23 protein-coding genes and 2 CRISPR repeat arrays are annotated in these 23,443 nt (G+C 67.9%); of the genes, 21 read left to right on the forward strand and 2 right to left on the reverse strand.

The annotated features are described in order from the left end of the window. Nucleotides 1–437: 437 nt before the first annotated feature. A CRISPR array of direct repeats spans nucleotides 438–1,442; the repeat unit is 29 nt; unit sequence GGGACCATCCCCGCGTGCGCGGGGAGCAC. 205 nt (nucleotides 1,443–1,647) lie between these two features. Genes cas3 through cas2e form a run of 8 tightly spaced genes read left to right on the forward strand, consistent with a single transcriptional unit; the run spans nucleotide 1,648 to nucleotide 10,811 of the window. Continuing rightward, on the forward strand, nucleotides 1,648–4,575 hold the full coding sequence (gene cas3 / locus E1267_RS12595) for a CRISPR-associated helicase Cas3' (protein ID WP_132332618.1): 2,928 nt from the start codon (nucleotides 1,648–1,650) through the stop codon (nucleotides 4,573–4,575). Continuing rightward, on the forward strand, nucleotides 4,565–6,268 hold the full coding sequence (casA, locus tag E1267_RS12600) for a type I-E CRISPR-associated protein Cse1/CasA (RefSeq protein ID WP_181957793.1): 1,704 nt from the start codon (nucleotides 4,565–4,567) through the stop codon (nucleotides 6,266–6,268). Before cas3 ends, casA begins: the two co-directional genes overlap by 11 nt. Further along, a complete protein-coding gene (gene casB, locus E1267_RS12605; protein WP_132332619.1) occupies nucleotides 6,265–6,918 on the forward strand; it encodes a type I-E CRISPR-associated protein Cse2/CasB in 654 nt (217 codons plus the stop codon). The genes casA and casB overlap by 4 nt, the downstream gene beginning before the upstream one ends. After that, complete coding sequence (gene cas7e, locus E1267_RS12610) at nucleotides 6,915–8,114, forward strand: type I-E CRISPR-associated protein Cas7/Cse4/CasC (protein ID WP_132332620.1); 1,200 nt, start codon at nucleotides 6,915–6,917, stop codon at nucleotides 8,112–8,114. Before casB ends, cas7e begins: the two co-directional genes overlap by 4 nt. Further along, complete coding sequence (gene cas5e, locus E1267_RS12615; protein WP_132332621.1) at nucleotides 8,111–8,815, forward strand: type I-E CRISPR-associated protein Cas5/CasD; 705 nt, start codon at nucleotides 8,111–8,113, stop codon at nucleotides 8,813–8,815. The genes cas7e and cas5e overlap by 4 nt, the downstream gene beginning before the upstream one ends. After that, nucleotides 8,815–9,504, forward strand: coding sequence for a type I-E CRISPR-associated protein Cas6/Cse3/CasE (gene cas6e / locus E1267_RS12620; protein WP_132332622.1), 690 nt, complete (start codon nucleotides 8,815–8,817; stop codon nucleotides 9,502–9,504). The genes cas5e and cas6e overlap by 1 nt, the downstream gene beginning before the upstream one ends. A gap of 3 nt (nucleotides 9,505–9,507) precedes the next feature. Next, the gene (gene cas1e, locus E1267_RS12625) at nucleotides 9,508–10,464 is read left to right on the forward strand and encodes a type I-E CRISPR-associated endonuclease Cas1e (protein ID WP_132332623.1); all 957 of its coding nucleotides are present in this window, start codon (nucleotides 9,508–9,510) and stop codon (nucleotides 10,462–10,464) included. After that, the gene (cas2e, locus tag E1267_RS12630) at nucleotides 10,461–10,811 is read left to right on the forward strand and encodes a type I-E CRISPR-associated endoribonuclease Cas2e (RefSeq protein ID WP_132332624.1); all 351 of its coding nucleotides are present in this window, start codon (nucleotides 10,461–10,463) and stop codon (nucleotides 10,809–10,811) included. The genes cas1e and cas2e overlap by 4 nt, the downstream gene beginning before the upstream one ends. Before the next feature lie 129 nt (nucleotides 10,812–10,940). Next, a CRISPR array of direct repeats spans nucleotides 10,941–11,945; the repeat unit is 29 nt; unit sequence GTGCTCCCCGCGCGCGCGGGGATGGTCCC. A gap of 61 nt (nucleotides 11,946–12,006) precedes the next feature. Here the strand turns inward: cas2e and E1267_RS12635 are convergent. After that, the gene (locus E1267_RS12635) at nucleotides 12,007–12,420 is read right to left on the reverse strand and encodes a GntR family transcriptional regulator (protein ID WP_132332625.1); all 414 of its coding nucleotides are present in this window, start codon (nucleotides 12,418–12,420) and stop codon (nucleotides 12,007–12,009) included. A 195-nt stretch (nucleotides 12,421–12,615) separates the two neighbouring features. On the opposite strand from E1267_RS12635, the gene E1267_RS12640 reads away from it, so the two are divergent. From E1267_RS12640 to E1267_RS12650, 3 genes are all read left to right on the forward strand, one after another. Then, nucleotides 12,616–12,852, forward strand: coding sequence for a hypothetical protein (locus E1267_RS12640; protein ID WP_132332626.1), 237 nt, complete (start codon nucleotides 12,616–12,618; stop codon nucleotides 12,850–12,852). Nucleotides 12,853–13,040: 188 nt separating this feature from the next. Further along, complete coding sequence (locus E1267_RS12645; protein ID WP_165959583.1) at nucleotides 13,041–13,526, forward strand: GntR family transcriptional regulator; 486 nt, start codon at nucleotides 13,041–13,043, stop codon at nucleotides 13,524–13,526. A 3-nt stretch (nucleotides 13,527–13,529) separates the two neighbouring features. Beyond that, nucleotides 13,530–14,444: a phosphotransferase enzyme family protein gene (locus E1267_RS12650; RefSeq protein WP_132332628.1), complete on the forward strand. Its 915-nt coding sequence runs from the start codon at nucleotides 13,530–13,532 to the stop codon at nucleotides 14,442–14,444. 4 nt (nucleotides 14,445–14,448) lie between these two features. Here E1267_RS12650 and E1267_RS12655 read toward each other — a convergent pair whose 3' ends face one another. Continuing rightward, the gene (locus tag E1267_RS12655) at nucleotides 14,449–15,831 is read right to left on the reverse strand and encodes an NsdA family TPR-like regulatory protein (RefSeq protein WP_484213938.1); all 1,383 of its coding nucleotides are present in this window, start codon (nucleotides 15,829–15,831) and stop codon (nucleotides 14,449–14,451) included. Between the two features lie 293 nt (nucleotides 15,832–16,124). Here E1267_RS12655 and E1267_RS44265 point away from each other — a divergent pair, with 293 nt between their 5' ends. From E1267_RS44265 to E1267_RS12685, 10 genes are all read left to right on the forward strand, one after another. Further along, complete coding sequence (locus E1267_RS44265; RefSeq protein WP_165959584.1) at nucleotides 16,125–16,292, forward strand: hypothetical protein; 168 nt, start codon at nucleotides 16,125–16,127, stop codon at nucleotides 16,290–16,292. Nucleotides 16,293–16,382: 90 nt separating this feature from the next. Next, nucleotides 16,383–16,598 carry a hypothetical protein gene (locus tag E1267_RS44270; protein WP_165959585.1) on the forward strand — a complete coding sequence of 72 codons (216 nt, stop codon included), beginning with the start codon at nucleotides 16,383–16,385 and terminating at the stop codon, nucleotides 16,596–16,598. Further along, complete coding sequence (locus E1267_RS44275) at nucleotides 16,595–16,870, forward strand: WhiB family transcriptional regulator (protein WP_165959586.1); 276 nt, start codon at nucleotides 16,595–16,597, stop codon at nucleotides 16,868–16,870. The genes E1267_RS44270 and E1267_RS44275 overlap by 4 nt, the downstream gene beginning before the upstream one ends. Before the next feature lie 178 nt (nucleotides 16,871–17,048). Next, nucleotides 17,049–17,204, forward strand: coding sequence for a hypothetical protein (locus E1267_RS44280; protein WP_165959587.1), 156 nt, complete (start codon nucleotides 17,049–17,051; stop codon nucleotides 17,202–17,204). After that, nucleotides 17,201–17,422: a hypothetical protein gene (locus E1267_RS44285; RefSeq protein WP_165959588.1), complete on the forward strand. Its 222-nt coding sequence runs from the start codon at nucleotides 17,201–17,203 to the stop codon at nucleotides 17,420–17,422. The genes E1267_RS44280 and E1267_RS44285 overlap by 4 nt, the downstream gene beginning before the upstream one ends. Beyond that, a complete protein-coding gene (locus E1267_RS12665; protein ID WP_165959589.1) occupies nucleotides 17,419–18,480 on the forward strand; it encodes a DUF2637 domain-containing protein in 1,062 nt (353 codons plus the stop codon). The genes E1267_RS44285 and E1267_RS12665 overlap by 4 nt, the downstream gene beginning before the upstream one ends. Continuing rightward, entirely contained in the window at nucleotides 18,477–20,669 is a 2,193-nt protein-coding gene (locus tag E1267_RS12670; RefSeq protein WP_220449448.1) for a cell division protein FtsK, read from the forward strand. Before E1267_RS12665 ends, E1267_RS12670 begins: the two co-directional genes overlap by 4 nt. A 141-nt stretch (nucleotides 20,670–20,810) precedes the next feature. Beyond that, nucleotides 20,811–21,038 (forward strand): hypothetical protein, encoded by a 228-nt coding sequence (locus E1267_RS12675; protein ID WP_181957794.1) that lies wholly within the window; start codon nucleotides 20,811–20,813, stop codon nucleotides 21,036–21,038. Nucleotides 21,039–21,141: 103 nt separating this feature from the next. Next, nucleotides 21,142–22,053 carry a bifunctional DNA primase/polymerase gene (locus E1267_RS12680; protein WP_132332632.1) on the forward strand — a complete coding sequence of 304 codons (912 nt, stop codon included), beginning with the start codon at nucleotides 21,142–21,144 and terminating at the stop codon, nucleotides 22,051–22,053. Further along, complete coding sequence (locus tag E1267_RS12685) at nucleotides 22,050–23,387, forward strand: YfjI family protein (RefSeq protein ID WP_132332633.1); 1,338 nt, start codon at nucleotides 22,050–22,052, stop codon at nucleotides 23,385–23,387. The genes E1267_RS12680 and E1267_RS12685 overlap by 4 nt, the downstream gene beginning before the upstream one ends. Nucleotides 23,388–23,443 lie beyond the last annotated feature (56 nt).

Below are 23,443 nucleotides of genomic sequence, written 5' to 3' on the forward strand. Positions count from 1 at the left end.
GACCATATCCCCGGATCATGGTCCTACGGCTGCATACGGGCGCTCTCGGCTGCCTATCGAGGTCCACAAAGCAAAAGACCTGCGGCCGTAAAACCGCAGGCCGGAGGGCAGAAGGCCTGGTCAGATGCGTGCCCCCGGCAGGATTCGAACCTGCGGCACCCGCTTTAGGAGTCAGATGAGCTCGCACGGAGTTTTCCCAGCTCAATGGGTATGCGTCGGGGCTGCGGGAGGGAACTTGCGCACGCATTTGGCACACGGGATGGACAGCCGGGCCTGCGCTTGCTTGCTCTGGTGCTGCTAGAGGCGAAGAAGTCGGAAGACGGGATCATGTATGCGTGCACCGGGAGCACCCTGAAGGTCGCCAAGGATGACGCGGTCATATAGAGACTCGTCCCCGCGTGCACGGGGGCGTTGAGGGGTAGGCGGAGCGCCGCCGCAGGAGCATCCTCGCGTGCGTGGGGAGTACTCGCCGACCGCGAACGCGATGCGGTTCCAGCTGGGACCATCCCCGCGTGCGCGGGGAGCACAAGTCCGAGAAGATCCTTGCGGCGGTACGGCAGGGACCATCCCCGCGTGCGCGGGGAGCACGCCGAGTAGTCCAGACGCAGCGAGGCGGCGTCGGGACCATCCCCGCGTGCGCGGGGAGCACAACGCCTGGCTCGGCCGGTGCGGCGCGGCGTGGGGACCATCCCCGCGTGCGCGGGGAGCACGCGCCCGGCACCCGGCCGGACTATCCGACGTCGGGACCATCCCCGCGTGCGCGGGGAGCACCAGCCGCAGCGGCAGGCTGACGGCCTGCCCGAGGGACCATCCCCGCGTGCGCGGGGAGCACGATGAGGATCAGCACCTCGACGGCATCCAGGTGGGACCATCCCCACGTGCGCGGGGAGCACCAGGCCGCGATGATCTCCCGCGCGTGCCGGCGGGGACCATCCCCGCGTGCGCGGGGAGCACAGCGGGCACAGGCAAGTCGATCTCCCTGAGGAGGGACCATCCCCGCGTGCGCGGGGAGCACACGCCCAGCGCCGTCAGCACAGCCAGAACGCTGGGACCATCCCCGCGTGCGCGGGGAGCACTTCGAGGTGACCGACCAGATGAACGCCCTTCCGGGACCATCCCCGCGTGCGCGGGGAGCACCCTGAACATCGGACATGTGGGGGCCTTTCTGCGGGACCGTCCCCGCGTGCGCGGGGAGCACCAAAACGGACGAAGCGCCAATATGGCCGCGCCGGGACCATCCCCGCGTGCGCGGGGAGCACAAAGCGACGCACGAAATCCTCACTCCCGACGTGGGACCATCCCCGCGTGCGCGGGGAGCACCTGGCCAAGAGCCTGGAGATCCAGAAGGAGCGGGGACCATCCCCGCGTGCGCGGGGAGCACCCGGCCCTCCTGCACGTCCAGGACGGGGGGCAGGGACCATCCCCGCGTGCGCGGGGAGCACTCTCGCTGACCTGCGACGTTGTCAGCGTAGGGGCGCGAAATTGAGCACTTCCAATGAATGGGACGAAACGGTCATTTCGTGTATCAAGCTGCTGTTTGGTCGTTCCATGCTGCATATCTGCGGACTGTTAGACAACTCGGGCCCGGTGCGATCGGTCTCGCGTTGTTTCGCGCAAAGCTGTTTCGAGCCACGCTGATGCACTTTAATGTCCCCTGTGCTCCACGACGACGAGTCCCGTCCGGCTTTTGCGGATGGTTTGTCCATAGAAGCGCGATCTGTCTGGGCAAAGCATGATCGGGACACCGATGGGTGGTTACCACTATGGCGGCATATGGCGGACAGCGGCATGGTCGCCGGCTTTCTATGGGATCGATGGCTCCCCCTTCAAGTGAAGCGGACAATCGCGGAATGTCTTCCGGCTGGCCTGGATGATGCGCGTCGGTTGGCGGTGTGGTTGGCGACGACGCATGACATTGGCAAGGCGAGCCCGGCCTTTGCATGTCAGGTGGAATCGCTCGCGGATGCGATGCGTGCGGTGGGGCTCGATATGCCGCCGCTCAAGCAATTCGTGGACCGAAAACTAGGGCCGCACGGTCTGGCCGGACAGGCTCTCATGCAGGAGTGGCTGGTTGAGCGCCATGGCTGGTCCCGGCCTAACACCTTGCAGGTGGGAATCATCGTCGGCGGCCATCACGGCGTCCCGCCGACGGCGTCAGACGTCAAGACACTGGTCGACCACCCCGACCTCGTAAGAACGCCAGGCTGTGAGGACCTCTGGCGAAAGGTGCAGTGGGAACTGCTGGATCGCTGCGCTGACGTGTGCGAAGTCGGCGATGAGCTAGCCGGCTGGCGGAACGTACGCCTCTCCCAGCCTGCGCAGGCATTACTGACGGGTCTGGTCATCGTGGCGGATTGGATCGCCAGCAATCCCGACCTGTTCCCGTACTTTCCGGATGCAGAGCACTCCCACGATGAGGATCGTGCGGAATCGGCCTGGCGCGGCCTGGATCTGCCGGAGCTGTGGCAACCATCCGAGCCGACCGGATCTCCAGCAGAGGTGTTCGCATCGAGGTTCAGTCTTCCGGCCGGGAGCCGTCTCCGCCCGGTTCAGGAGCGGGCCATGCAGTCGGCACGGAGCATGTCAGCGCCCGGCTTGATGGTGATCGAGGCACCCATGGGGGAAGGCAAGACCGAGGCGGCGCTGGCGGTGGCGGAGATCTTCGCAGCCAGGTCGGGTGCCGGCGGTTGCCTTGTTGCGCTGCCGACGATGGCCACGGGCAACGCCATGTTCCCGCGAATGCTGGACTGGCTGAAGTGTGTCCCTGACCTGCGGCCCCAGCCAGGCAGGCGGTCGGTTCTCCTGGCGCACTCCAAGGCCGCGCTCAACGATGACTATGCGGCACTGGTGCGGGCCGGCAGTCGTGATGTGCGCGGTGTCGACACGGACGGCGGTAGCGGCGAGTGGCGGCCGGCTGCCGATCAGTCCGCGGCGCCTGCTGAGTTGGTGGCGCATCAGTGGCTGCGCGGGCGTAAAAAGGGCATGCTGTCGTCGTTCGTGGTTGGAACGATCGATCAGCTCCTGTTCATGGGGTTGAAGAGCCGCCACCTGGCGTTGCGTCACCTGGCCCTGGCGGGGAAGGTGGTCGTCATCGACGAGGCGCATGCCTATGACACCTACATGAACTCCTACCTGGACCGGGTGTTGTCATGGCTGGGCTCTTATCGTGTGCCGGTCGTGGTGCTGTCGGCGACGCTGCCTGCCGCGCGTCGTCGCGAGCTGGCCGAAGCGTACGCGGGCGATGCCTGCGCCGAGACTGACTTGGTTGCGGTGGCGCAGGCTCTCGGGTATCCGCTGATCACGACCGTTGAGCCGGACGGCAGGATTGCGCCGGAGCCGGTCGCGGCGTCAGGACGAGCCATTCATGTTCACATGGAGAGATTGCGCGATGACCTGACGGTCTTGGGGGAGCGGCTCACCCAGGAACTCGCCGGCGGAGGATGCGTGCTCGTCGTCCGCAACACCGTCGATCGCGTACTGGAAACGGCAGCGTTCTTACGAGGGTTGTTCGGCAACGAGAACGTCAGCGTCGCGCACGCCCGTTTCGTGGATATTGACCGGGCTGACAAGGACAGTGACCTGTTGCGGCGTTTCGGCCCTCCAGAGAAAAGCCGGCAACACCGCCCCACGGGACGGCATATCGTTGTGGCCAGTTCTGTAGCGGAACAATCGCTGGACATCGACTTCGACCTATTGGTTTCTGATCTATGCCCCGTGGATCTGCTCCTGCAGCGGATCGGCCGCCTCCATAGGCACGTTCGCGGTAACGACCAGAGCCACCGTCCGGAGAAGCTGCGGACGGCCCGATGCCTAGTGACCGGCGCGGACTGGGACACGCTCCCACCGAAGCCGGTACGGGGCTCCACGCTGATCTACCGTGATCACGCGCTGCTGCGGTCGGCTGCGGTGCTTGAACTGTTCCTCTCCGGTACGGGCCCGCATGGGCACACCGTGCGGCTGCCAGAGGACATCAGCCCGATGGTGCAAGACGCCTACGGCAATGGCACGGTCGGACCATCGCAATGGCAGGACGCGATGGCTAAGGCCGCCGCCGCGCAAGAGCTGCATGAGGCGCGGCAGGAGGAGGCCGCGCAGTATTTCCAGATCAGGGAAGCCGGGCGAGCCGGTCGGCCGTTGCTCGGCTGGGTCGATGCCGGGGTGGGAGACGCCGACGACACCCGTCGAGGCCGGGCACAGGTGCGTGACACTCGCGAAACGTTGGAAGTCCTGGTGGTACAGGGTCGCGCGGATGGCGTTTGGACGACGCTGCCCGGCCTGTCCGAGAAGCGCGGGGGGTTGGAGCTGCCGACGGACGCGGTGCCGCAGCCGCGTCTCGGGCGGATCGTGGCCGGCTGCGGCCTGCGCCTGCCGTACCAGTTCTCCATCCCCCAAGTTTTGGACCGAGCCATCGAGGAGCTGGAACGCAATTACGTCCCGGCTTGGCAGAGCAAGGACAGTTATTGGCTGGCAGGAGAGCTAATTCTCGTGCTCGACGAGAACTGTCGTACACGACTGGCAGGCTACGACCTGCGCTACACGTCCACCGACGGTTTGGAGGTGACTCGTGCCGAGTGAGCCTATCCCGGCATCGTTCGATCTGACGCAGCAATCCTGGTTGCCGGTCCAGCGCTGTGACGGCAGTGAGGACGAGCTTTCCCTGCGCGAGGTGTTCGCGCAGGCACAGCATCTCCGCCGGTTGGTGGGCGATGTGCCCACCCAGGAGTTCGCGCTCCTGCGGCTGCTCCTGGCGATCCTGCACGACGCCATTGACGGGCCGGGGGACATCGCCGACTGGCAGGAGCTGTGGGACAGCGGACTTCCTACAGACCACATCGTCAGCTACCTGGACCGGCATCGCGATCGATTCGACCTGCTGCACCGCAGCCAGCCCTTCTACCAGACGGCAGAGCTGCGGACTGCGAAAGGCGAAGTCAACGCGCTGGACCGGATCGTCGCCGACGTGCCGAACGGTCTGCCGTTCTTCACCATGCGCGGCCGTGGGGTCAAGCACCTGACCTTCGCCGAAGCCGCTCGCTGGCTGGTGCATGCGCACGCCTTCGATACTTCTGGGATCAAGACCGGTGTCGTCGGCGACCCTCGGGTGAAGGGCGGACGAGCCTACCCGCAGGGTGTGGCGTGGGCGGGCAACCTGGGCGGTATCTTCGCAGAAGGCGACACCCTGAGTGAGACACTACTGCTCAATCTGGTCGCCTTCGACACGGACAACCTTCGCATCAAGCCAGACCAGGACCGGCCCGCTTGGCGGCGCCCACCGGATGGGCCAGGGGAGACCGACCAACTGGAGCTGAGCCGTCGGCCCGCTGGTATCCGAGACCTCTACACCTGGCAATCACGTCGAGTACGGCTCTTCCACGATGACCAGAAGGTCACCGGAGTGATCCTTACCTACGGCGACCCGCTTGCCCCGCGTAACAGGCATCAACACGAGCCGATGACGGCCTGGCGGCGTAGTCCTGTCCAGGAGAAGAAGCTCGGACTCGCCCAGGTCTATCTCCCCCGGGAGCACGACGTCAGCCGCAGCGCCTGGCGCGGCTTAGGTGCCCTGGTCGCAGGCCGGGTGGCCGGCGCTGAGCAGCGGGGCGAGGCCGCGGCCATCGTTCGTCCTCGGATTCTCGACTGGGTCGCCCGTCTGACGGTCGAAAGCGACCTGCCACCGGCATTTCTCATCCGGGCACGCCTGATCGGCGCACACTATGGCACCCAGCAATCCGTTATCGATGAGATCACTGACGACGCCGTGACCATGCCGGTGGTGCTGCTCCACGCACACGACCATCGGCTCGGCCAGATGGCGATCGATGCGGTCAGCGATGCGGAAGCAGCCGTCAGCATCCTTGGCGACTTCGCGTCCGACCTCGCCCGCGCCGGCGGAGACGAGGCCGAGCCACGTAAGGAGGCTGCGCGCCATGAGGGGTTCGCCGCCCTGGATGGAGCGTTCCGTACGTGGCTGGCCGCCATCAAACCGGATGACGATGCTCTGCAGCGCCGGACGGCATGGCAACAGCAGGTGTACCTAATGGTCAGCCGACTGGGGAACGAGCTGCTGCGCACGGCTGGAGACCCCGCCTGGGAGGGGCGGGTGATCGAGACGAAGAAGGGCCAAAGTCTCTGGCTGAATGCTTCAGCCGCCGACTTGATCTTCCGCGCTCGCTTGCGGGCCGCCCTCCCCGCCGCGCGGCCAAAGGAGCGCGAGCCGCTACCGCCGGACACCGGCGAAGTCCCCGAACCCGTGGAGGCCGCTTCATGACCCCGTCCCCGCCCGATACGGCCGCCGTACAGCCTGCGGTCGCTGACTTCGTCAGCAGTGTGGCCGCCGCCTACGTGAGCGACCTGCAGAACGGCTACCTGGCAGACCGCAGCATCGCCGTGGCAACTTTGGCGCAGCTACGGTGCGGGGCCGGCAAGCTTCCCGAGGACGTGCCGGAGCTGTGGGGGAAGGCCGGTACCGAGCGGCTTTACAGCGACCAGCACCTCTCAGAGCGGGAAGCAGGTCGGGCCGAAATCGCGTTGTTCGCGGCTATCACTCTGTATGCCTTGCATCAGCAGTCAAGGCCCATCCCGATGCACCGGTCAGGCGCGGAACTCGGCGCGGCGGTCCGACAGCTCATGCCCAACGGTGCGCTGGATGAGCCGATTCGTAAGCACTTCGTCCGCCTCGGCACCGCCACCACGCCGGCGGTCCTCGCCGACCGCCTCCGCCATGTCGTCATCCTGTTGCGCAACGCCTCGATCCCGATCGACTACGGAATCCTGGCTCGGCAGCTCTACCAGGCCCAAAACCCCGATGGGCTCCGCCAGGTGCGGCAGCGCTGGGGTCGCAGTTTCCACTCCTACCGTCCCGCCGGCTCGCGCACCGACGCCGATGCTGCGGCTTCCTCCGACAAGGACACCAGATGATCCGGACCATCCTCGAAGTTCATGCGCTACAGACCGTCCCGCCGAGCTGCCTGAACCGGGACGATACCGGCACGCCCAAAACGGCGATGTACGGCGGGGTGCGCCGCGCACGTGTCTCCAGCCAGGCATGGAAGCGAGCAACCCGGCAAGGGTTCCACGACCTGCTTGATCCGAGCGCACTCGGAGTCCGCACCAGGCGGGTCGCCGAACTCCTCACCGAGCGCATCCGCAAGCTCGACGGCTCCATCGCGCAAGCCGACGCGTGGACGATCGCAGCCGAGACCATCCAGGCCGCCACCGGTTCGAAGGTCGAGGTACCGAAGCGGAAGGAGCAGGCCGACCGCGGTGAGGGAGGGGGCGCTGCTCCGGAATCGAAGTACCTCATGTTCCTCAGCGCCCACCAGCTCGACGGCCTGGCCGAACTGGCGGTGAAGGGCCACGGCTCAGACAGCAAGGCCTACTTCAAAGACAAGGCCGTCAAAGACCAGGCCAAGCAGATCGCCAACACCCGCCATTCCGTCGACATCGCGCTGTTCGGTCGCATGGTCGCGGACGCTGCCGATATCAACGTAGACGCCGCAGCTCAGGTGGCACATGCCATCAGCGTGCACTGGGTGGATAACGAGTCCGACTACTACACGGCGGTCGACGACTTCAAGGAGCGCGAGGACGACGACAAGGGTGCCGGCATGATCGGCACGGTCGAGTTCAACTCCGCCACCCTCTACCGCTACGCCGCGGTGGACGTCGACCTGCTACGCCGCAACCTTGGAAAGGGGCTGCGCGATGACGAGCCGATCACCGAGCCGGTTCGCCAGGCGGTGGAGGCGTTCGTGCAGTGCTTCCTGACGTCCCTGCCGACCGGGAAGATCAACACTTTCGGCAATCACACCCTGCCCGACGCCGTCGTGATCAAGCTGCGCGAGGCGCGGCCTATCAACCTCGTTGCCGCGTTCGAGGAACCCTGCCAGGCCGACCCGGAAACCGGCGGTCACATGCGGCAGGCCGCCGAAGCGCTCGTGTCCTACCTCGCCGATATCGAGACCAGCTACGGCATTGGCGATGACGATCCAACCTGGATACTGCGCGTGGGCAAGAACACGGAAGCCATGACTCGGCTGAGTGACGCTCTCCCTATGCCCGAGCTGATCGCCGCCGTGGGCGCGGAAGTCGCACGGAGGCAGGACCAGGCATGAGCGTCCTGCTGCTGCAGCTCGCCGGCCCACTCCAGGCGTGGGGAGCGACCTCACGCTTCGCCCGCCGGACAACGGAAGCGGCACCGACCAAGAGCGCGGTGATCGGGCTGCTGGCGGCCGCCCTGGGCCGAGAACGCACGCAGGACCTGAGCGATCTGGCAGCCCTGCGCTTCGGCGTCCGGGTGGATCAGCCGGGCGTCATCCTGCGTGACTTCCAGACTTCCCACCACTTCGTGTCTGGCGAGGCGGCTCCGGTATCGGAACGGTTATATCTGGCGGACGCCGTGTTCGTGGCCGGCGTCGAAGGGGATGCCGGGCTCATCGATGTGCTCCGGCAGGCGTTGCGTGCGCCGGTCTTTCTGCCTTACCTGGGGCGACGCTCATGCCCGCCGTCTCGCCCCGTCGACCTCAGCGTTCACGAGGAACTCAGCTTGGAAGCGGCCCTGCGCCAAGAGCCGTGGCGGGCCGCCCGCTGGTACCAACGACGGCACCGCGACGAACGCGAAATGGAGCTGGAGCTTCTACTGGAGGCCACGGTTGAGGACGGCCCCGCGGACGCCTTGCGTGACCAACCGGTCAGCTTCGATCCGGTGCACCGCCAATACCGGCTGCGTGGCGTTCACCGGCCACGAAGAGCCAAAGTCATCAACCCCGCCGCCCGCCTAATCCATGACCCCATCGCCGCTCTCGGGAGCGCCTGATGTTCCTGACCCGGTTCCGCTTCAACACCGCTCGACTCGGCGCCCGACGCCTGCTGTCGTCTCCACAGCGACTGCACGCAGCAGTCATGTTCGCCTTCGCCGAACCTCCGCCGCAGGACGACGGCGGCTCTCGCGTGCTGTGGCGGATCGACTCCAACAGCCGTGCCGAGACGTACCTGTACATCGTCAGCCCTGCCAAACCGGATCTCACTCATCTCGTGGAAGAAGCGGGATGGCCTGAAACCGGACGCTGGCAGACTTACGATTACGAGCCTTTGCTATCTCGTCTGACCAAGGGCGATGTTTGGGCGTTTCGCCTGACCGCCAACCCTGTCCACAGCATCCGCCGGAAGGCCGACGAGCCGACCAAGGTCACCGCACATGTCGGCCGCCGCCACCAGTTGGAATGGCTCTTGCAACGGCAGGAAAAGGCCGGGTTCGCCATTCTGGAGAAGGCGCCTGAGCAGCGCTTGCATACCGAGTTGGATCAGTACGAACTCGCCGTGAACGACCGTCGGCAACTCGACTTCTCCAAGCACGGCCAGCGAAAGCCCGTCACCCTCGTCACCGTCACCTTCGATGGCCGGCTCCAGGTGACCGACCCGGACGCACTGCGTCACACCCTCACGGCAGGCCTAGGCAGAGCCAAGGCGTACGGCTGCGGCCTGATGACCCTCGCGAAGGTGTGAACGATGGCCACCGTCGGCCAGCGCGGCCAGTCCTCACCACGCGAGCTCACCCGCATGGGGGACCGCATCTCCTTCATCTACCTGGAGCGCTGCATCCTTCACCGGGAGGACAACGCCATCACCGCCGAGGACGCCAACGGCGTCACGCACATCCCCGCCGCCACGATCGGCACCCTGTTGCTGGGCCCCGGCACCCGCGTCACCCACCAGGCCATGAGCCTGCTCGGTGACTGCGGGGCCGGCGTGGTGTGGGTGGGAGAGCAAGGCGTGCGTTTCTACTCCGGCGGAAGATCGCTCAACCGGTCATCATCACTGGTCGAGGCACAGGCGACCCTGTGGGCCAACAGGCGCACCCGGCTGGCGGTGGCTCGGGAGATGTACCGCATGCGATTCCCCGGCGAGGACCCGTCAGCCTTCACCCGGCACGAACTGCTCGGCAGAGAGGGCCGCAGGGTCAAGGAGCGCTACCGTCAAGAAGCCGAACGCGTCGGTCTTCAGTGGCACGGCAGGGTCTACGTTCCGGGCGACTTCAGCGCCAGCGATCCGCTGAATCAGGCGGTCACGGCTGCGGCTCAATGCATGTACGGCGTGGCTCAAACCACGGTCGCCGCACTCGGCTGCTCTCCGGGCTTGGGCTTCATCCATGCCGGTCATGAACTCGCCTTCGTCCTCGACATCGCCGATCTCTACAAGACCGACATCGCCATCCCGGTCGCCTTCGAGGAGGTGGCGCACGGGCCGGAGGATGTTGGATCACGCACTCGGCGCGCTATTCGCGACAGGATCAACAAGGTCGGCCTGCTCAGACGATGCGTGGATGACATCAAGCATCTACTCCTGTCCGACGCCGCTGCAGGGTCGAGTGCCTCTGATGAGGACTTTGATCAGGTGCTCCTGCAGAGTGATCACGGCGTCGAACTGGAGTCAGGCCGTAACTACGCCGATGAGGTGCCCTGGTGACCGTCATCGTGCTCACTCGTTGCCCCGCTGGCCTGCGGGGGTTCCTGACCCGCTGGCTCATGGAGATCTCGCCCGGCGTGTTCATCGGAGGGCCATCAGCACGGATCCGGGAGCAGCTCTGGCTACAGGTTCAGCAGTACGCTGACACTGGTCGCGCGCTCCTTGCGTACACCACGGACAACGAGCAGGGCTTCGCCTTCGCGACTCATGACCACAAGTGGCATCCCATCGACCACGAAGGACTCGTCTTGCTTCGAAGGCCGAAGGAACAGCAGAAGCAGCCCACGTCCGAACCGCCTCGCAACTGGAGCAAGGTGGCTAAGCGCCGTCGGTATGGGCAGCGTTGATCACGCCATGCGAACGGCAGTTCGTCATCGCTCATTGCTTGATCACTGAGGGGCATGGGCAAAATGTCCGATTCTGCGAAAGTGCTCGAAAATGGCCCTGGAGCCGGATAACTCCGCAGGTCAGTGAGAGTGCTCCCCGCGCGCGCGGGGATGGTCCCGAGCTGGAGGCCCTCGGTAGCGCCGGGTACGAGTGCTCCCCGCGCGCGCGGGGATGGTCCCACGGAGTCACTTGTACGTATTTCCATTGTCCCGTGCTCCCCGCGCGCGCGGGGATGGTCCCCGCTCCTTCTGGATCTCCAGGCTCTTGGCCAGGTGCTCCCCGCGCGCGCGGGGATGGTCCCTGCGCTTCGGGACGGGGCCCGTGGATCGCGCCGTGCTCCCCGCGCGCGCGGGGATGGTCCTCCAGGAGATTAAGGGTGTCTCCGAGGTCCTGTGTGCTCCCCGCGCGCGCGGGGATGGTCCCGGCGGCAAGACGAAGTTCTGGTCGTAGCCGAGGTGCTCCCCGCGCGCGCGGGGATGGTCCCTGCTCCTCCGGCGGCCACCCCTGGCACGCCCGGTGCTCCCCGCGCGCGCGGGGATGGTCCCGACGGCGATCAGCACGACGAGCGCACCCAAGAGTGCTCCCCGCGCGCGCGGGGATGGTCCCTCCCGCGGTCGAAGGGTGCCGCTCTGGAGCTGGTGCTCCCCGCGCGCGCGGGGATGGTCCCGAAACCGGCTGACGCGCGTACCCGGACGTGGTGTGCTCCCCGCGCGCGCGGGGATGGTCCCGCCCGCGAAGCGGAACAGATCAAAGCGGCGATGTGCTCCCCGCGCGCGCGGGGATGCTCCCAGCACCCCCCACGAGTTGCTCGCCCGAGGGATGTGCTCCCCGCGCGCGCGGGGATGGTCCCGCCATCGCGCCGACCCGCTTGGACTCGGCGTCGTGCTCCCCGCGCGCGCGGGGATGGTCCCGCACAGTACGTCCTCGACGACTACTCCCGCCTGTGCTCCCCGCGCGCGCGGGGATGGTCCCGCACAGTACGTCCTCGACGACTACTCCCGCCTGTGCTCCCCGCGCGCGCGGGGATGGTCCCGGGCTGGTCGGCCAGCACATCCGTCGCAGCTTGTGCTCCCCGCGCACGCGGGGATGGTCCCCCTCCGGGAGCCGGCAGTCCCGGACTGGACCGGTGCTTCCGCGCACGTGGGGAGCACCCCGCTAAGGGGTGGTATCCCAAACGAGAATGGTGCGATCAGCAGGCAGAAGCCGGACGCGTCCTCGCGGCGGCTTGATGACGAACACCGGGACGCCCTCGGGGATATCCAGCTCTCTACGCTCCTCGGGTGACGGCATGCGAGCCGTCACCTCAGCGGCATGTTCTACGGCCACCCGCTCGACGGGCACCTGCGGCCGGACGTAGGAGCCTTCACGCTTCACGGTGACGACCAGTCCCTCGCTCCGCAGCACCCCGAGTGCCTGCCGCACAGCCACCCGCCCCAGCTCGTACTCCTGCATCAGCCGAGTCTCTGAGGGGAGCGCCTGGCCAGGCTTCAGCCGGCCCGCTGCGATGTCTGCGCGGATGATGTCGGCGAGCTGGCGGTGCACCGGACGATCGGAACCGAAGTCGATCACAACAGGTCATCATCACAACCTCACTTCCCTATGTGCTCTGGTAGGCATATGCTCATAAGCATTTACGTGCAGGAACGTTGCCACACCGCGAGGCGGGAGGTCAGGTTAATGGCACAACCGACAAGTCCGGAAGGTGAGGAGTGGCCATGTCCGGGGTTCACCACGCACCCTCAGAACACGGCCGGCCCTCCGGAGATGGTCCTCTCCTGGCAGGACGAGACCCGCTCGACGTGCACGGCGGAGCGCCGCCGGGTCCTCTTCCACACCTGCGCCTGCCTCGAAACCTCGTACGAGTTCCTCGGCGTCGGCGGCATGTACGGGTTCCGGCGCATACGACGCAGCGCTCCCAAGGCCGTCGCCTACGCCGGGCCTTGGCAGCGAGGCAGGGCCGAGAAGCTCTGGCTTCTGCTGATCAATGGCCAGGCACGCTGATGGCATCGCGTCGCGGGCGGAGCGGGCAGTTCCGCGACGCGCATGAGCGGCGGCCTTACCGCCACCGAGTCCGAACCGGCGGTGGACCGAGAGCCAGAGTCCGCCGTACGTCGAATGAGCGCGCATTGCCGCTCACGAGCGCTCATCTCTCTAGCCTTGAGTTCGTTGTTGCTCGGCAAGGGAGCCTCATGACTCACGGCAAAGATCAGCCCGCCTACGCCACCCTGGCGGACGACCTCCGCCAGCGCATCGCCGCCGGCGAGTATCCACCAGGCGGGATGATCCCGTCCGAGACGGCCCTCATGCAGACGTACGGCGTCGCTCGCGGCACCGTACGGCAGGCGCTCGCAGAGCTGGAACGCGAGGGCCTGGTCGTCAGCCAGGTAGGCCGTGGCCGGAGAGTGCAGGGGCATGCCGCAGAAGGCCTGAAGCCGGCCACCCGCTACGAGGAGGTGGCCGGCCAGCTCCGCGCCGCCATCAAGGCCGGCGAGTTCCCCCCGGATGTGCGGCTGCCTGGTGAACCTGTCCTCGCCGAAAGGTTCGGTACGGCGCGCATCACGGTACGCAAGGCCCTGGAAGTGCTTCAGCAGGAGGGCCTGATCGTCGTCATCCCCAGCAAGGGCCGTTTCGTGGCCACCAGTTCGCCGCCGAGCAACACGAGCAGGAAAGGCTGACCCATGTCCAAGTCCCCCACCGCGCAGAGCTTCTCCCAGCAGGACGCGCAAAGAGCGTTCGTCGCGGCCTGCGAGCACGCCGGGTTGGACAGCCGCGGGGCGCTGCCGATCAGGATCGGGGAGAACGCCCTGTACCGGCTCGCCTCGGCTCCGGTGGTGGTGAGGATCGCCCGGAGCGCGGATCTCCTGCCCGATGTGCAGAAGGAGGTGGGGGTCGCCAGGTGGCTGGCGGAGGCCGGCTTCCCGAGCGTGCGGCTGTTCCCCGACTGTCCGCAGGCGACGGTGTACGACGGGCGGGTGGTGACGTTCTGGCGGTACGAGGCCAGCGAGGGGCCGGCGCCGGGCTTCATCGACGCGGCGGCGATGCTCAGGAAGCTGCACGACGTGGTCAAGCCGATGGATCTGCTGCTGCCGCTGTTCGACCCGCTGGCCCGCGTGGAGGGTCGTCTCGACAGTGCCACGACCATCGCGGAGGAGGACATCGCGTTCCTGCGGCAGCGGATCAAGGACCTGTACGCCGAGTACAGCACGCTCGACTTCGCCCTGCCCGCCGGCCACATCCACGGCGACGGGCACAAGAACAACCTCCTGCGCCGCCCGGACGGCAAGGTGATCATGCTCGACTTCGAGTCGTTCGCCTGGGGACCACGCGAGTGGGATCTCTGCACAGGCTTCGGCCTCCCGTTCCGCGGCTTCGGGTGGATGGTGCCGGAGGAGTACGCACAGGCGGTGGACGCCTACGGCTTCGACATCGCAGCGTGGCCCGGCTTCCACACCATCCGCCGCATCCGGGAGGTCACCATGACCACCTGGCTCATGCAGAACGTCGACCACGGCCCCGAGGTCCGCGCCGAGTTTGACCGGCGCGTGGCATCGCTGCGGCACGATGTCCTGCCGCGCGTCTGGCAGCCGTTCTGATCGGTTACCGAGCCTCCGACCGTGCGCGGGCGAGCCGCGTCTCCGTGAACGTCTGAAACTCGCGCACTCTTGGATCGTTCCCGAAGCGCGTGAGCTGCTTGACGAAGTCTCGTACGTAACGCCGCGTCCTGGCCGATCGCAGGTCGGCCACGGTCGTCACGACCTCGCGCGCCACGGCGAGCCCGTGCTCCAGCTCGCCGCCGGCCACGTGGCTCGTGGCCAGGATGGTCCGGACGAAGGACAGGCTCCGGACATACAGGCTCTCGGAGAGCTCTACGCTCTCCAGAACCCTGTTCGCAGCCCGGTGATGATGGCCGAGGTCGCGGAAGCAGTGCGCGAACTCGGCCGCCAGCTCGGCTTCGTCGAAGTACCGCAGCCACACCGGATCGTCCTCGGGAGTTCGCCGCTCGAACCAGCGCTCGGCCTCGCCCAATGCCCTGCTGCACGCGGCCTCGTCGCCTTGGGAGGCCAACGCCCGCGCCTCCATGGCGCTGAACAGCGCCATCGCCGTAGGCGTGGCCGCGCCCTGAGCGCCCATCGTCGCGGCTCGGGCGAGGTTGACCGCCATGCCGTAGTGCCCCAGGTAGTTGGCCTGGTGGCTCATGCCGGCCAGGATGCGTCCGCCGAGCATCCGGTTGTCTGCCTCGCGCGCCAGGCGCAGCGCCTTCGTCATGTACCGCTGGGCGAGACCGTGCAGGCCGGTGTCGTACGCCATCCAGGCCGCGAGCCGCAGCATGGCCGCCGTCTCGGAGAGGAACCGCTTGCCGAGTGCCGTGTCCGGGCGGACGTGCTTGAGGAGCGGTTCGACCTCCATGGCGATGTACTGCACGACGGTGGATCGGGCGTGGCCGCCGCCGAACCGGTAGTCGAGTTTCGCGAACATGGCCGTCGTCTCGCGGATGGCGTCGACGTTGGAGGCGGTGACCGGTCGTTCCTCGGTCGCGAGTCTCGGGATCGGTACGGGGTTCACCAGCCACGTGACCATGGAGTCGTTCCAGGAGTCCGTGGAGACATCGCTCTCGACCATCTGAGGGTTCGCCGAAAGGTCGCCTGACACGAGGGCCGTCACGCCGCCGGCCAGGCAGTCGGCCTGCCGCTGCTTGCGAGAGCTGGGCCCGAACGGCGTCGCCTCGGCGTACAACATGCCGATGTCCCGCACGCTCACCCGTTCACCCAGCTTGCGGCTTAGGGCCTCGGCGATGAAGTGCGGAGTCATTCCGCGGGGGTGCATTCCGTCGAGCCAGCGTTTCACCGACACGTGATCACAGCGAACGTCCGCGCCATGGCTGCTCGCCACATCCTGCACTCGCCGGGCGAGGGCCTTGTTGGAACACGCGGCTCGCGTCATGACCGCTGCGAGCTGGTGATTCGGCTCTCGGAGCTTCATGGCACTCCCGGCGCGCAAGGGGTCGGCAACCCTCAGTGATCAAGATGTCGCCCACAGTTTGCACCCCCTCCTGGCCGTCGTGCACCCCCAACCGCTCAATTGCACCGTCTTTTGAACGCTGCCATACCCCCTGAGCTGCGCGGTTTTCTAGTGCCACGAACCACGGCGGCTCCCGAAAGGAGCTTGACGGAGCAGCCAAGCCTGTTCTATACCTGTACAGGACAGGTTCTCGCGAGAGAACCCGGCCCACCAGGAGAGACAGGCTCGATGACGACCAGAAGGGATCACCACCAATGCCTGCTCTCCGACCCCGACGCTTCCTGCCCACGGTGCTGATGATCCTCGCGGCCTTCTTCGTGGTCACTCAGCCGCACAAGGCCGCGGTGGCGGTGAACGCCGCTGTGGACGGCATCCAGACGATCGCCCAAGCCCTGACCACGTTCAGCGACGGTCTCGGCTGACTCACCAGACAGAACAAGCCGGGGCGCGGCCCATGTCGCCAAACCTGATCCGCGCCCCGGCATCCCCATCCCTAGAAGGGTTCTTCCATCATGACCCACGGGTCCGGCAACACACAGCCCAGCTACGACCTCGACCTGCCCACGCGCCTGGTGACCTGGACGTCCGTCCAATGGCTCTGCCTCGTCTGCGGTGGAGCCGAGGAGATCGCCCCGGAGGAGGAGGCTCCCACCCCGCCCATCTGCCCGAGCTGCCACCAGCTCGCCGTCGCCGAGGCGCTCGTCACCCTGTCGGCGGTGCGCCGATGAACGAGTTCCTGTACGACCTCCGCGATGACGTACTCAACGCGGGCCCGGCCTGCGAGAGCGACAACGCCCAGCTCTTCACCGGCCCCGACGCCTTCGAGCCCGAGCCGGACGACGAGCGAGAGGCACGCGAGGCGAAGGCCAAGGCGGTGTGCGGTGCATGCCCGGCCCGCTCCGCGTGCCTGGTCTACGCCCTGGCCGTGTCGCCCGAGGCCGGCATCTGGGCGGGCCTGACCAGCGACGAGCTACGCGCGCTGCGGGAGGTGGCCGCGTGATGGCTCGCTTCCAGTGCGCCGACTGCGGCAGGCGCTCGCGTAGCGCGTACCGGTGCCGTGGCTGCGGCGTTCGCCACCAGGTCGAGATCTGCCCTGCTCAAGGCACTCGCTGCCTGTCCAACTGCCGCATGTGCCGCATCCTCGTCCGCTCCCAGTCCGGAACCTGAAGGGAGGTCACATGAACAACGCCAGTCCGTCGGCCGCCCGCTGCCCGCGCTGCACGACCCGGCTCGATGGCGGACCTGTCCAGTTCTACTGCGCACAGTGCCGCCGCACCGTGTTCGCCGCCGACCTCGACCACGAAGTTCGCATCCCGCTCAGGAGAACCGCATGATCAACGTACTGCTCTACCTGGTGGTGTTCGCCGCCGGGTTCCTCGCCTGCGACCTGGTACGCATCGCCCAGGAGCGCTACCGCCTCCGTCAGGTGACGCGCTACGCCGTCATCGCCGCGGGCTCGCCGGACAAGGTGCTGCGCATCTGGTCCCGCCATCCGGCGAACTGGTGCGACCGGCCCAACTGCCCGCGCTGCTGGGGACGGTGGGGCCGATGACCGCAGCCGTCTACGGACCCCGCCCACTGACCGAAGGCGAGCAGACCGCCGTCTCGGTCACCGCCGCCGCCGTGGCCGTACTCGGCCTGCTCGGCTTCGTCATCAGCTTCGCCACGGTGGCCGAGGCCGCCGAGCTGTCCTTCGGATGGTTCGCCTGGATCGTTCCACTCGGCATAGACCTCGGCATCGCCGTCTTCTCGGCGCTGGACATCGTCCTGGCCCGCCTCGGCATGCGCCTTCGCCTGCTGAGGGTGGTGCCCTGGTCGCTGACGGCCGCCACGGTCTACCTGAACGTGGCCGGTGAGGACACCCTGTTCGGGATCATCGCTCACGCGACGCTGCCCGGCCTGTGGGTGGTGGCGGTGGAGGTGGGCGCGTACGCCATCCGCAAGCGCGCCGACCTGGCCCGGCCAGACCACATGGAGTCCATCCGGCTCTCCCGGTGGCTCCTGGCCTTCCCGTCCACGTTCGCGCTGTGGCGCCGGATGGTGCTGTGGGAGATTCGCTCGTACCCGAACGCCCTCGGCCGCGAGCGTGACCGCATCCTCGCCCGTACGGACCTGCAAGACCGGTACGGCAGGCTGTGGCGCTACAAGGCCACCCGCCGCGAACGCGCGCTCTACCGCCTCGGCGAGCTGGCACCACAGCACATACAACTGGCACCCGAGCGCCCGGTACTGCCACCGAAGCCCAAGCACCGAGCGCCGAAGAAGGCCGTACGACGGCCCCGCGCGGACGTGACGGACCTGATGCCGCTCGGCTGGCGGATCGCCGCCGACCACGAGGCACGCGATGTCCCGCTCACCCGTGACCGGCTCCGCGACGCCATCCGGCAGACCGGCCGGTCAGTCTCCACCGACCGCGCCGGGGCACTCCTGGCCCGCCTGCGGACGGAAGCACCGCCCGACCGGACCACGACCGCCGGACCGACCGCAGACCGTCCGCACGGTCCGACCGCCATCACAACGTCAGAGGGCGCGGCCCCCACTCCGCCAAGAACAGTGGCCGCGCCCCGCCACCCCGCAACCGTCACGGCAAACGAGGCATATTCATCATGACTCACGACCCGCATGAGCCGGACCGCCGTCCGGTGCCCGGCCGCGAACTCGAAGGCTTCGAGTGGGCCGAACCCGGTGACGCGGAGGTCGTACCGCTCGACTCCCGCCGCCGCGCCCGCCAGGCCGAAGAGCCCGATGACGATTACTTCGACCGCGAGAGCATCGCCGTCGACGGCAACGTCACCGGTCCGCCGGTTGACCCGCCTGACGAGGACGCCGTACCGGTCACCACCGTGGCCACGCGCCGCCGCGCGCCCATCATCCCGGCCTGGCTGCGCACCTGGCAGTCCATCCGCGCGATGGTCGGCTGGCAAGCGCGCGACACCGCGTACGTCCTCGGCTATCACTCCGTCCGCGCACCGAAGTACCTGGCCAAGGCGCTCTGGTACGCGATTCCCGGAGTCTTCAAATCCGTCGGCCGGTTGCTGCACTGGGCCACCGCCGAGGAAGGCAACTGGGCGCTGCGCCAGTACGCCGCCGACCGCAACGACGCCGAGACCTGGCTCAAGCTCGACAAGCAGCGCCAACGCCAGTCCCGCTGGCGCTGGTCCGTCCTGCTGGCGTTGGGCATCGCCACCTTGGTCGGCCTGGTGGCCTTCCTGGTCGCCGACCTGCCCAGCTGGATCCGGCTCGGCACGCTGGTCGTCGCCGTACCGCTGCTGGCCCGAGCCGGACGCCCTACCGACAAGCCCATCACCGACCGCGTGAGCGAGGCCCCGCGCTACCGCAAGCTCACGGCCGAGCTGGTCCGCCGCGCGCTGCTGGCCTGCGGCATCTCCGGCATCACCCAGGCGGTGAGCAAGGATCCGAACGCGATCAGCTTCCCGCAGGAGATCCACCGGGACGGCCCCGGTCACCTGGCCATCGTGGACCTGCCGTTCGGCGTGGAGGCAGCCGAGGTGGTGGCCCGCCGTGGCCGCCTCGCCTCGGCCATGCGGCTCCCGCTGGACCAGGTCTGGCCAGAGCCGGGCGCCGGCCACCCCGGACGGCTCGCGCTCTGGGTCGGCTACGAGCCGTCGTCCCAGATGAAGCAGCCGCCATGGCCGCTGCTGCGGGACGGCCAGGTGGACGTGTTCAAGCCGTTCCCGTTCGCCACGACACCACGGATGGAGACCGTGAACGCCGAGCTGATGTTCCGCAACTGGCTGGTCGGCGGGCAGCCCGGCTCGGGCAAGACGTTCGGGCTGAGGCTCGCGGTGCTGGCCGCCGCCCTCGACCCGCGCGCCGAGCTGCGCATCTACGAGCTGAAGGGAGTGGGGGACTTCAAGGTCCTGGAGCCGGTCTGTACGGAGTACGGCAACGGCTTCGACGACGAGACGATCGCACGGTGCGCCGCGATGTTCGGCTGGCTGTACAAGGAGTGCGAGCGCCGCTCCAAGCGCATCGCCCACTACCACGCCCTCGGCAAGGCCCCGGAGAACAAGGTCACTCCGGAACTGGCCTCACTCAAGGGCTCGGGCCTGCACCCGCTGATCGTGGCCGTGGACGAGATCCAAGAGCTGTTCCTGCACCCGCAGTACGGCAAGGAAGCCGGGGAGATCTGCGAGAAGGTCATCAAGCTCGGCCGCGCCCTGGGCGTGATCCTGCTCCTGGGCACCCAGATCCCCGACAAGGACAGCCTGCCGACCGGCATCACCCGAAACGTCAACACCCGCTACTGCATGAGCGTCGCCGACCAGACCGCGAACGACATGATCCTCGGCACGTCCATGTACAAGCAGGGCTACCGCGCCACGGTGTTCCAGCCGGTCGTGGAGGCAGGTTGGGGCATCCTGGCCGGCCTCGGCAAGCCCGCCGCCCGCCGTTCCTACTACCTCGACACCCGCGACGCCGAGAAGGTCGTCGTCCGCGCCAAGCAGTCCCGCGGCCTGGCCGGCACGCTGCCCGAACCCGGCACCCAGGCCCGTGAGGACGTCTTCGACCTCTTGGCCGACCTCGCCGACGTCTGGCCCGCCGGGGAGAACGCGGCCTGGAACGAGGCCTTGTGCACCCGCCTGGCCGAACTCCGTCCCGACGTCTACACCGGCTGGAAGTCCGAACAGCTCACCAGCGCGCTCAAGCCGCACGGCATACGGGTCGTCGATATCGGCCGCCGTATCGACGGCAAGCCCGTCACCCGGCGCGGCATCCGCCTGGACGACCTCACCGAAGCCATCGCCGAACGTAACCGCCAGAAGCGTTCCGGCTGACCCGTCAGGGGCTGCTGGCAATAGCACCTGACCCTGCTATCGCTAGCACCCCCGCTAGCAGCGAAAACCCGTACTGGCCAGGCCGTTAGCGCGCTAGCGGCCCTCCTCGACCACGCCCTGAAACCGGCCCAGGAGGCCATCGTGCACCCTGTCTTGCTCGCCGCTATCACCGCGATCATCAGCACGCTCTGTTACGCCTCGCAGTGCTATGTGAGCCCGTTCGGCCGCTGCCGGAAGTGCCACGGCAAAGGCCGCATCCCGCAGCGCCGGGGCACCCGCTACTGCCGCCGCTGCGACGCCACCGGCCTGCGCCTACGCCTCGGCCGCCACGTCTGGAACCACGTCCGCCGCCTGTACCACGACCGCTGAACCCGAGAACGGCCCCGGCGCACAGCCACCAAGCACGACGCCGGGGCCCACGCCCCAACCGATCACCGGCCCCGATGGGCCGACTCAAGGAGCACCCATCAGCATGACACCTCGCCCGTCCCGCCAGACGCTGCCGTACGCGCTGGCCGCCGCCGCCCGAGGCTGGCACGTCTTCCCGCTCACGCCGGGGGACAAGGTGCCGCTCAAGGGCTGGAAGTGGAAGGAGCACCACACGACCGACGCCGACACTATCCGCCGCTTCTGGTCCGGCACCCCGTACAACATCGGCATCGCCACCGGCCCGTCCCGCCTGGTCGTCATCGATCTCGACACTCCGAAGTCGGGGGAGCAGCCGCCCTACGACCGGCCTGGCGTCAACGACGGGGCAGACGTCCTGGCCCTGCTGTGCGAGGAGGCCGGCCAGCCACTACCGCTGGACACCTTCCAGGTCCGCACCCGTCGCGGCGGCACCCACCTGTACTTCGCTGCACCCGAAGGGATGACGCTTGGCAACACGTCCGGAGCCAAGGGCCAGGGCCTCGGCTGGCTGATCGACACCCGCGCTGACGGCGGCTACGTCGTCGCACCAGGCAGCTACGTCGATCTCCCGGACGGCACCGGAACCTACGACGCCATCCACACTGCCACACCCGCGCCTCTGCCGTCCTGGCTGGCCGAACGTCTCGCCCGGCCTGAGCACGGGGTGCAGCCGGTGCGCGTCTCCGACGTCCTGGCCGCGCTGGGCGATCGCTCCACCGGCTATGCGCTGACCGCTCTGCAGAACGAGCTGCAGCACGTCCTCGACGCCCAGGAGGGCACCCGCAACCACACCTTGAACGCCGCCGCGTACGCCCTCGGCCGGCTCGTCGCCACAGGCCTGCTGCCGCGCCGCCTCACCGAGGACGCCCTGCACACCGCTGCCCAGGCCACCGGCCTGTCCCCCCGAGAGGCCGCCGCCACCATCCGCTCCGGCCTGACCGCCGGAGCACGCCAGCCACGCCGGGGGATCGCATGACCAACCCACTCGACGCGAACACCATCCTGGAGAACCTCGACGCCCATGCCACCATCACTCGCCTGCACCGCGACCAGAACGGTGACCTGAGCACCGGCCTGCCAGTCCCGCCACCGGCCGCCGACCCGGCCATGTTCTACGGCCTGCCCGGCGAGCTGGTGAAGGCGGCCGACCCGTCCACCGAAGCCGACCCGGTAGGAGTCCTGGTCTCGGCACTGTCCGCCTGCGGCGCGATCATCGGCCCCGGCCCGTACGTCCAGATCGGCAACACCCGCCACCCACTCCTGATCTGGCCGCTGCTGTTCGGCCGCACCGGCTCCGGCCGCAAGGGCCAGGCCACCGACACCGCCGAAATTTTCCTGCACCATGCGGGCATCGGCTACGCCGACCTCTGCGTCACCGGCCTGTCGTCCGGAGAAGGACTGATCGAACGCATCCGCGACCCCGACAGCCCGGACGATCCCGGCGGCACGATGGACAAGCGCCTTTCGGTGACCGAGCCGGAGTTCTCCACTGTCATGGCCCGCGCCAAGCGCGAGGGCTCCACGCTCGGCACGATGCTCCGCCAGGCCTGGGACGGCCGCACGCTCGCCGTGCTCACCCGCAACGCCTACCGGGCGTCGAACCCGCACATCGCGATCATCGGCCACATCACGCCCAAAGAGTTCCGCATGCGCCTGGCCGAGGCCGACATGGCAGGTGGCTCCTACAACCGCTTCCTGCCCATCTACGTCGAGCGCAGCAAGCGCCTGCCGATACCGGAAGGCGTCGCGCCCGACCTCCTGGCCGCTCTCAGCGGCAGGCTGCACGACGCCGTCAAGGCCGCCCGCCAAATCAAGCGCATCGCCCTCGACGAGGACGCCCGCGCTCTGTGGTCTACCGAGCTGTATGAGGAGTTCACCGCCGCCGACGACGAAGACCACGCCTGGACCGAGTTCACCCGCCGCTCGGCCCCGTACTGCCTGCGCCTCTCCGCCCTGTACGCCGCCCTCGACGCCCGTCCGTACATCACCACTGCCGACCTCGGGGCAGCCGCCGCCCTGGTCCGCTACTCCATCGCCTCAGCCGTGTACGTCCTGGACAAGCAGATGCGTGACCCGAAGATCGACCGCATCCGCCGCGCCCTCGACCAGGCCGCCGACACCGGCCTGACTCGCTCGGAGATCAGCGCCCTGTTCTCCCGCAACGTGCCCAAGCAGACCTTGGACGAGTTGCTGGCCAGCCTGACGGCCACCGGCCAGTACGAGACCTTCACCACGCCCACCGGCGGCCGCCCATCGGTCCGCTACCGCCGTACCACCGCTGACGAAGAAAGAAGAAACAACGCCTCATGACCCGCGAAACAGCAGAGCTCTGCTCACCGGAGGACGGGCCTTCTTTCGTCGGCCAC

Origin of the sequence: Nonomuraea longispora (assembly GCF_004348345.1) — a bacterium.
Lineage (GTDB): Bacteria > Actinomycetota > Actinomycetes > Streptosporangiales > Streptosporangiaceae > Nonomuraea > Nonomuraea longispora.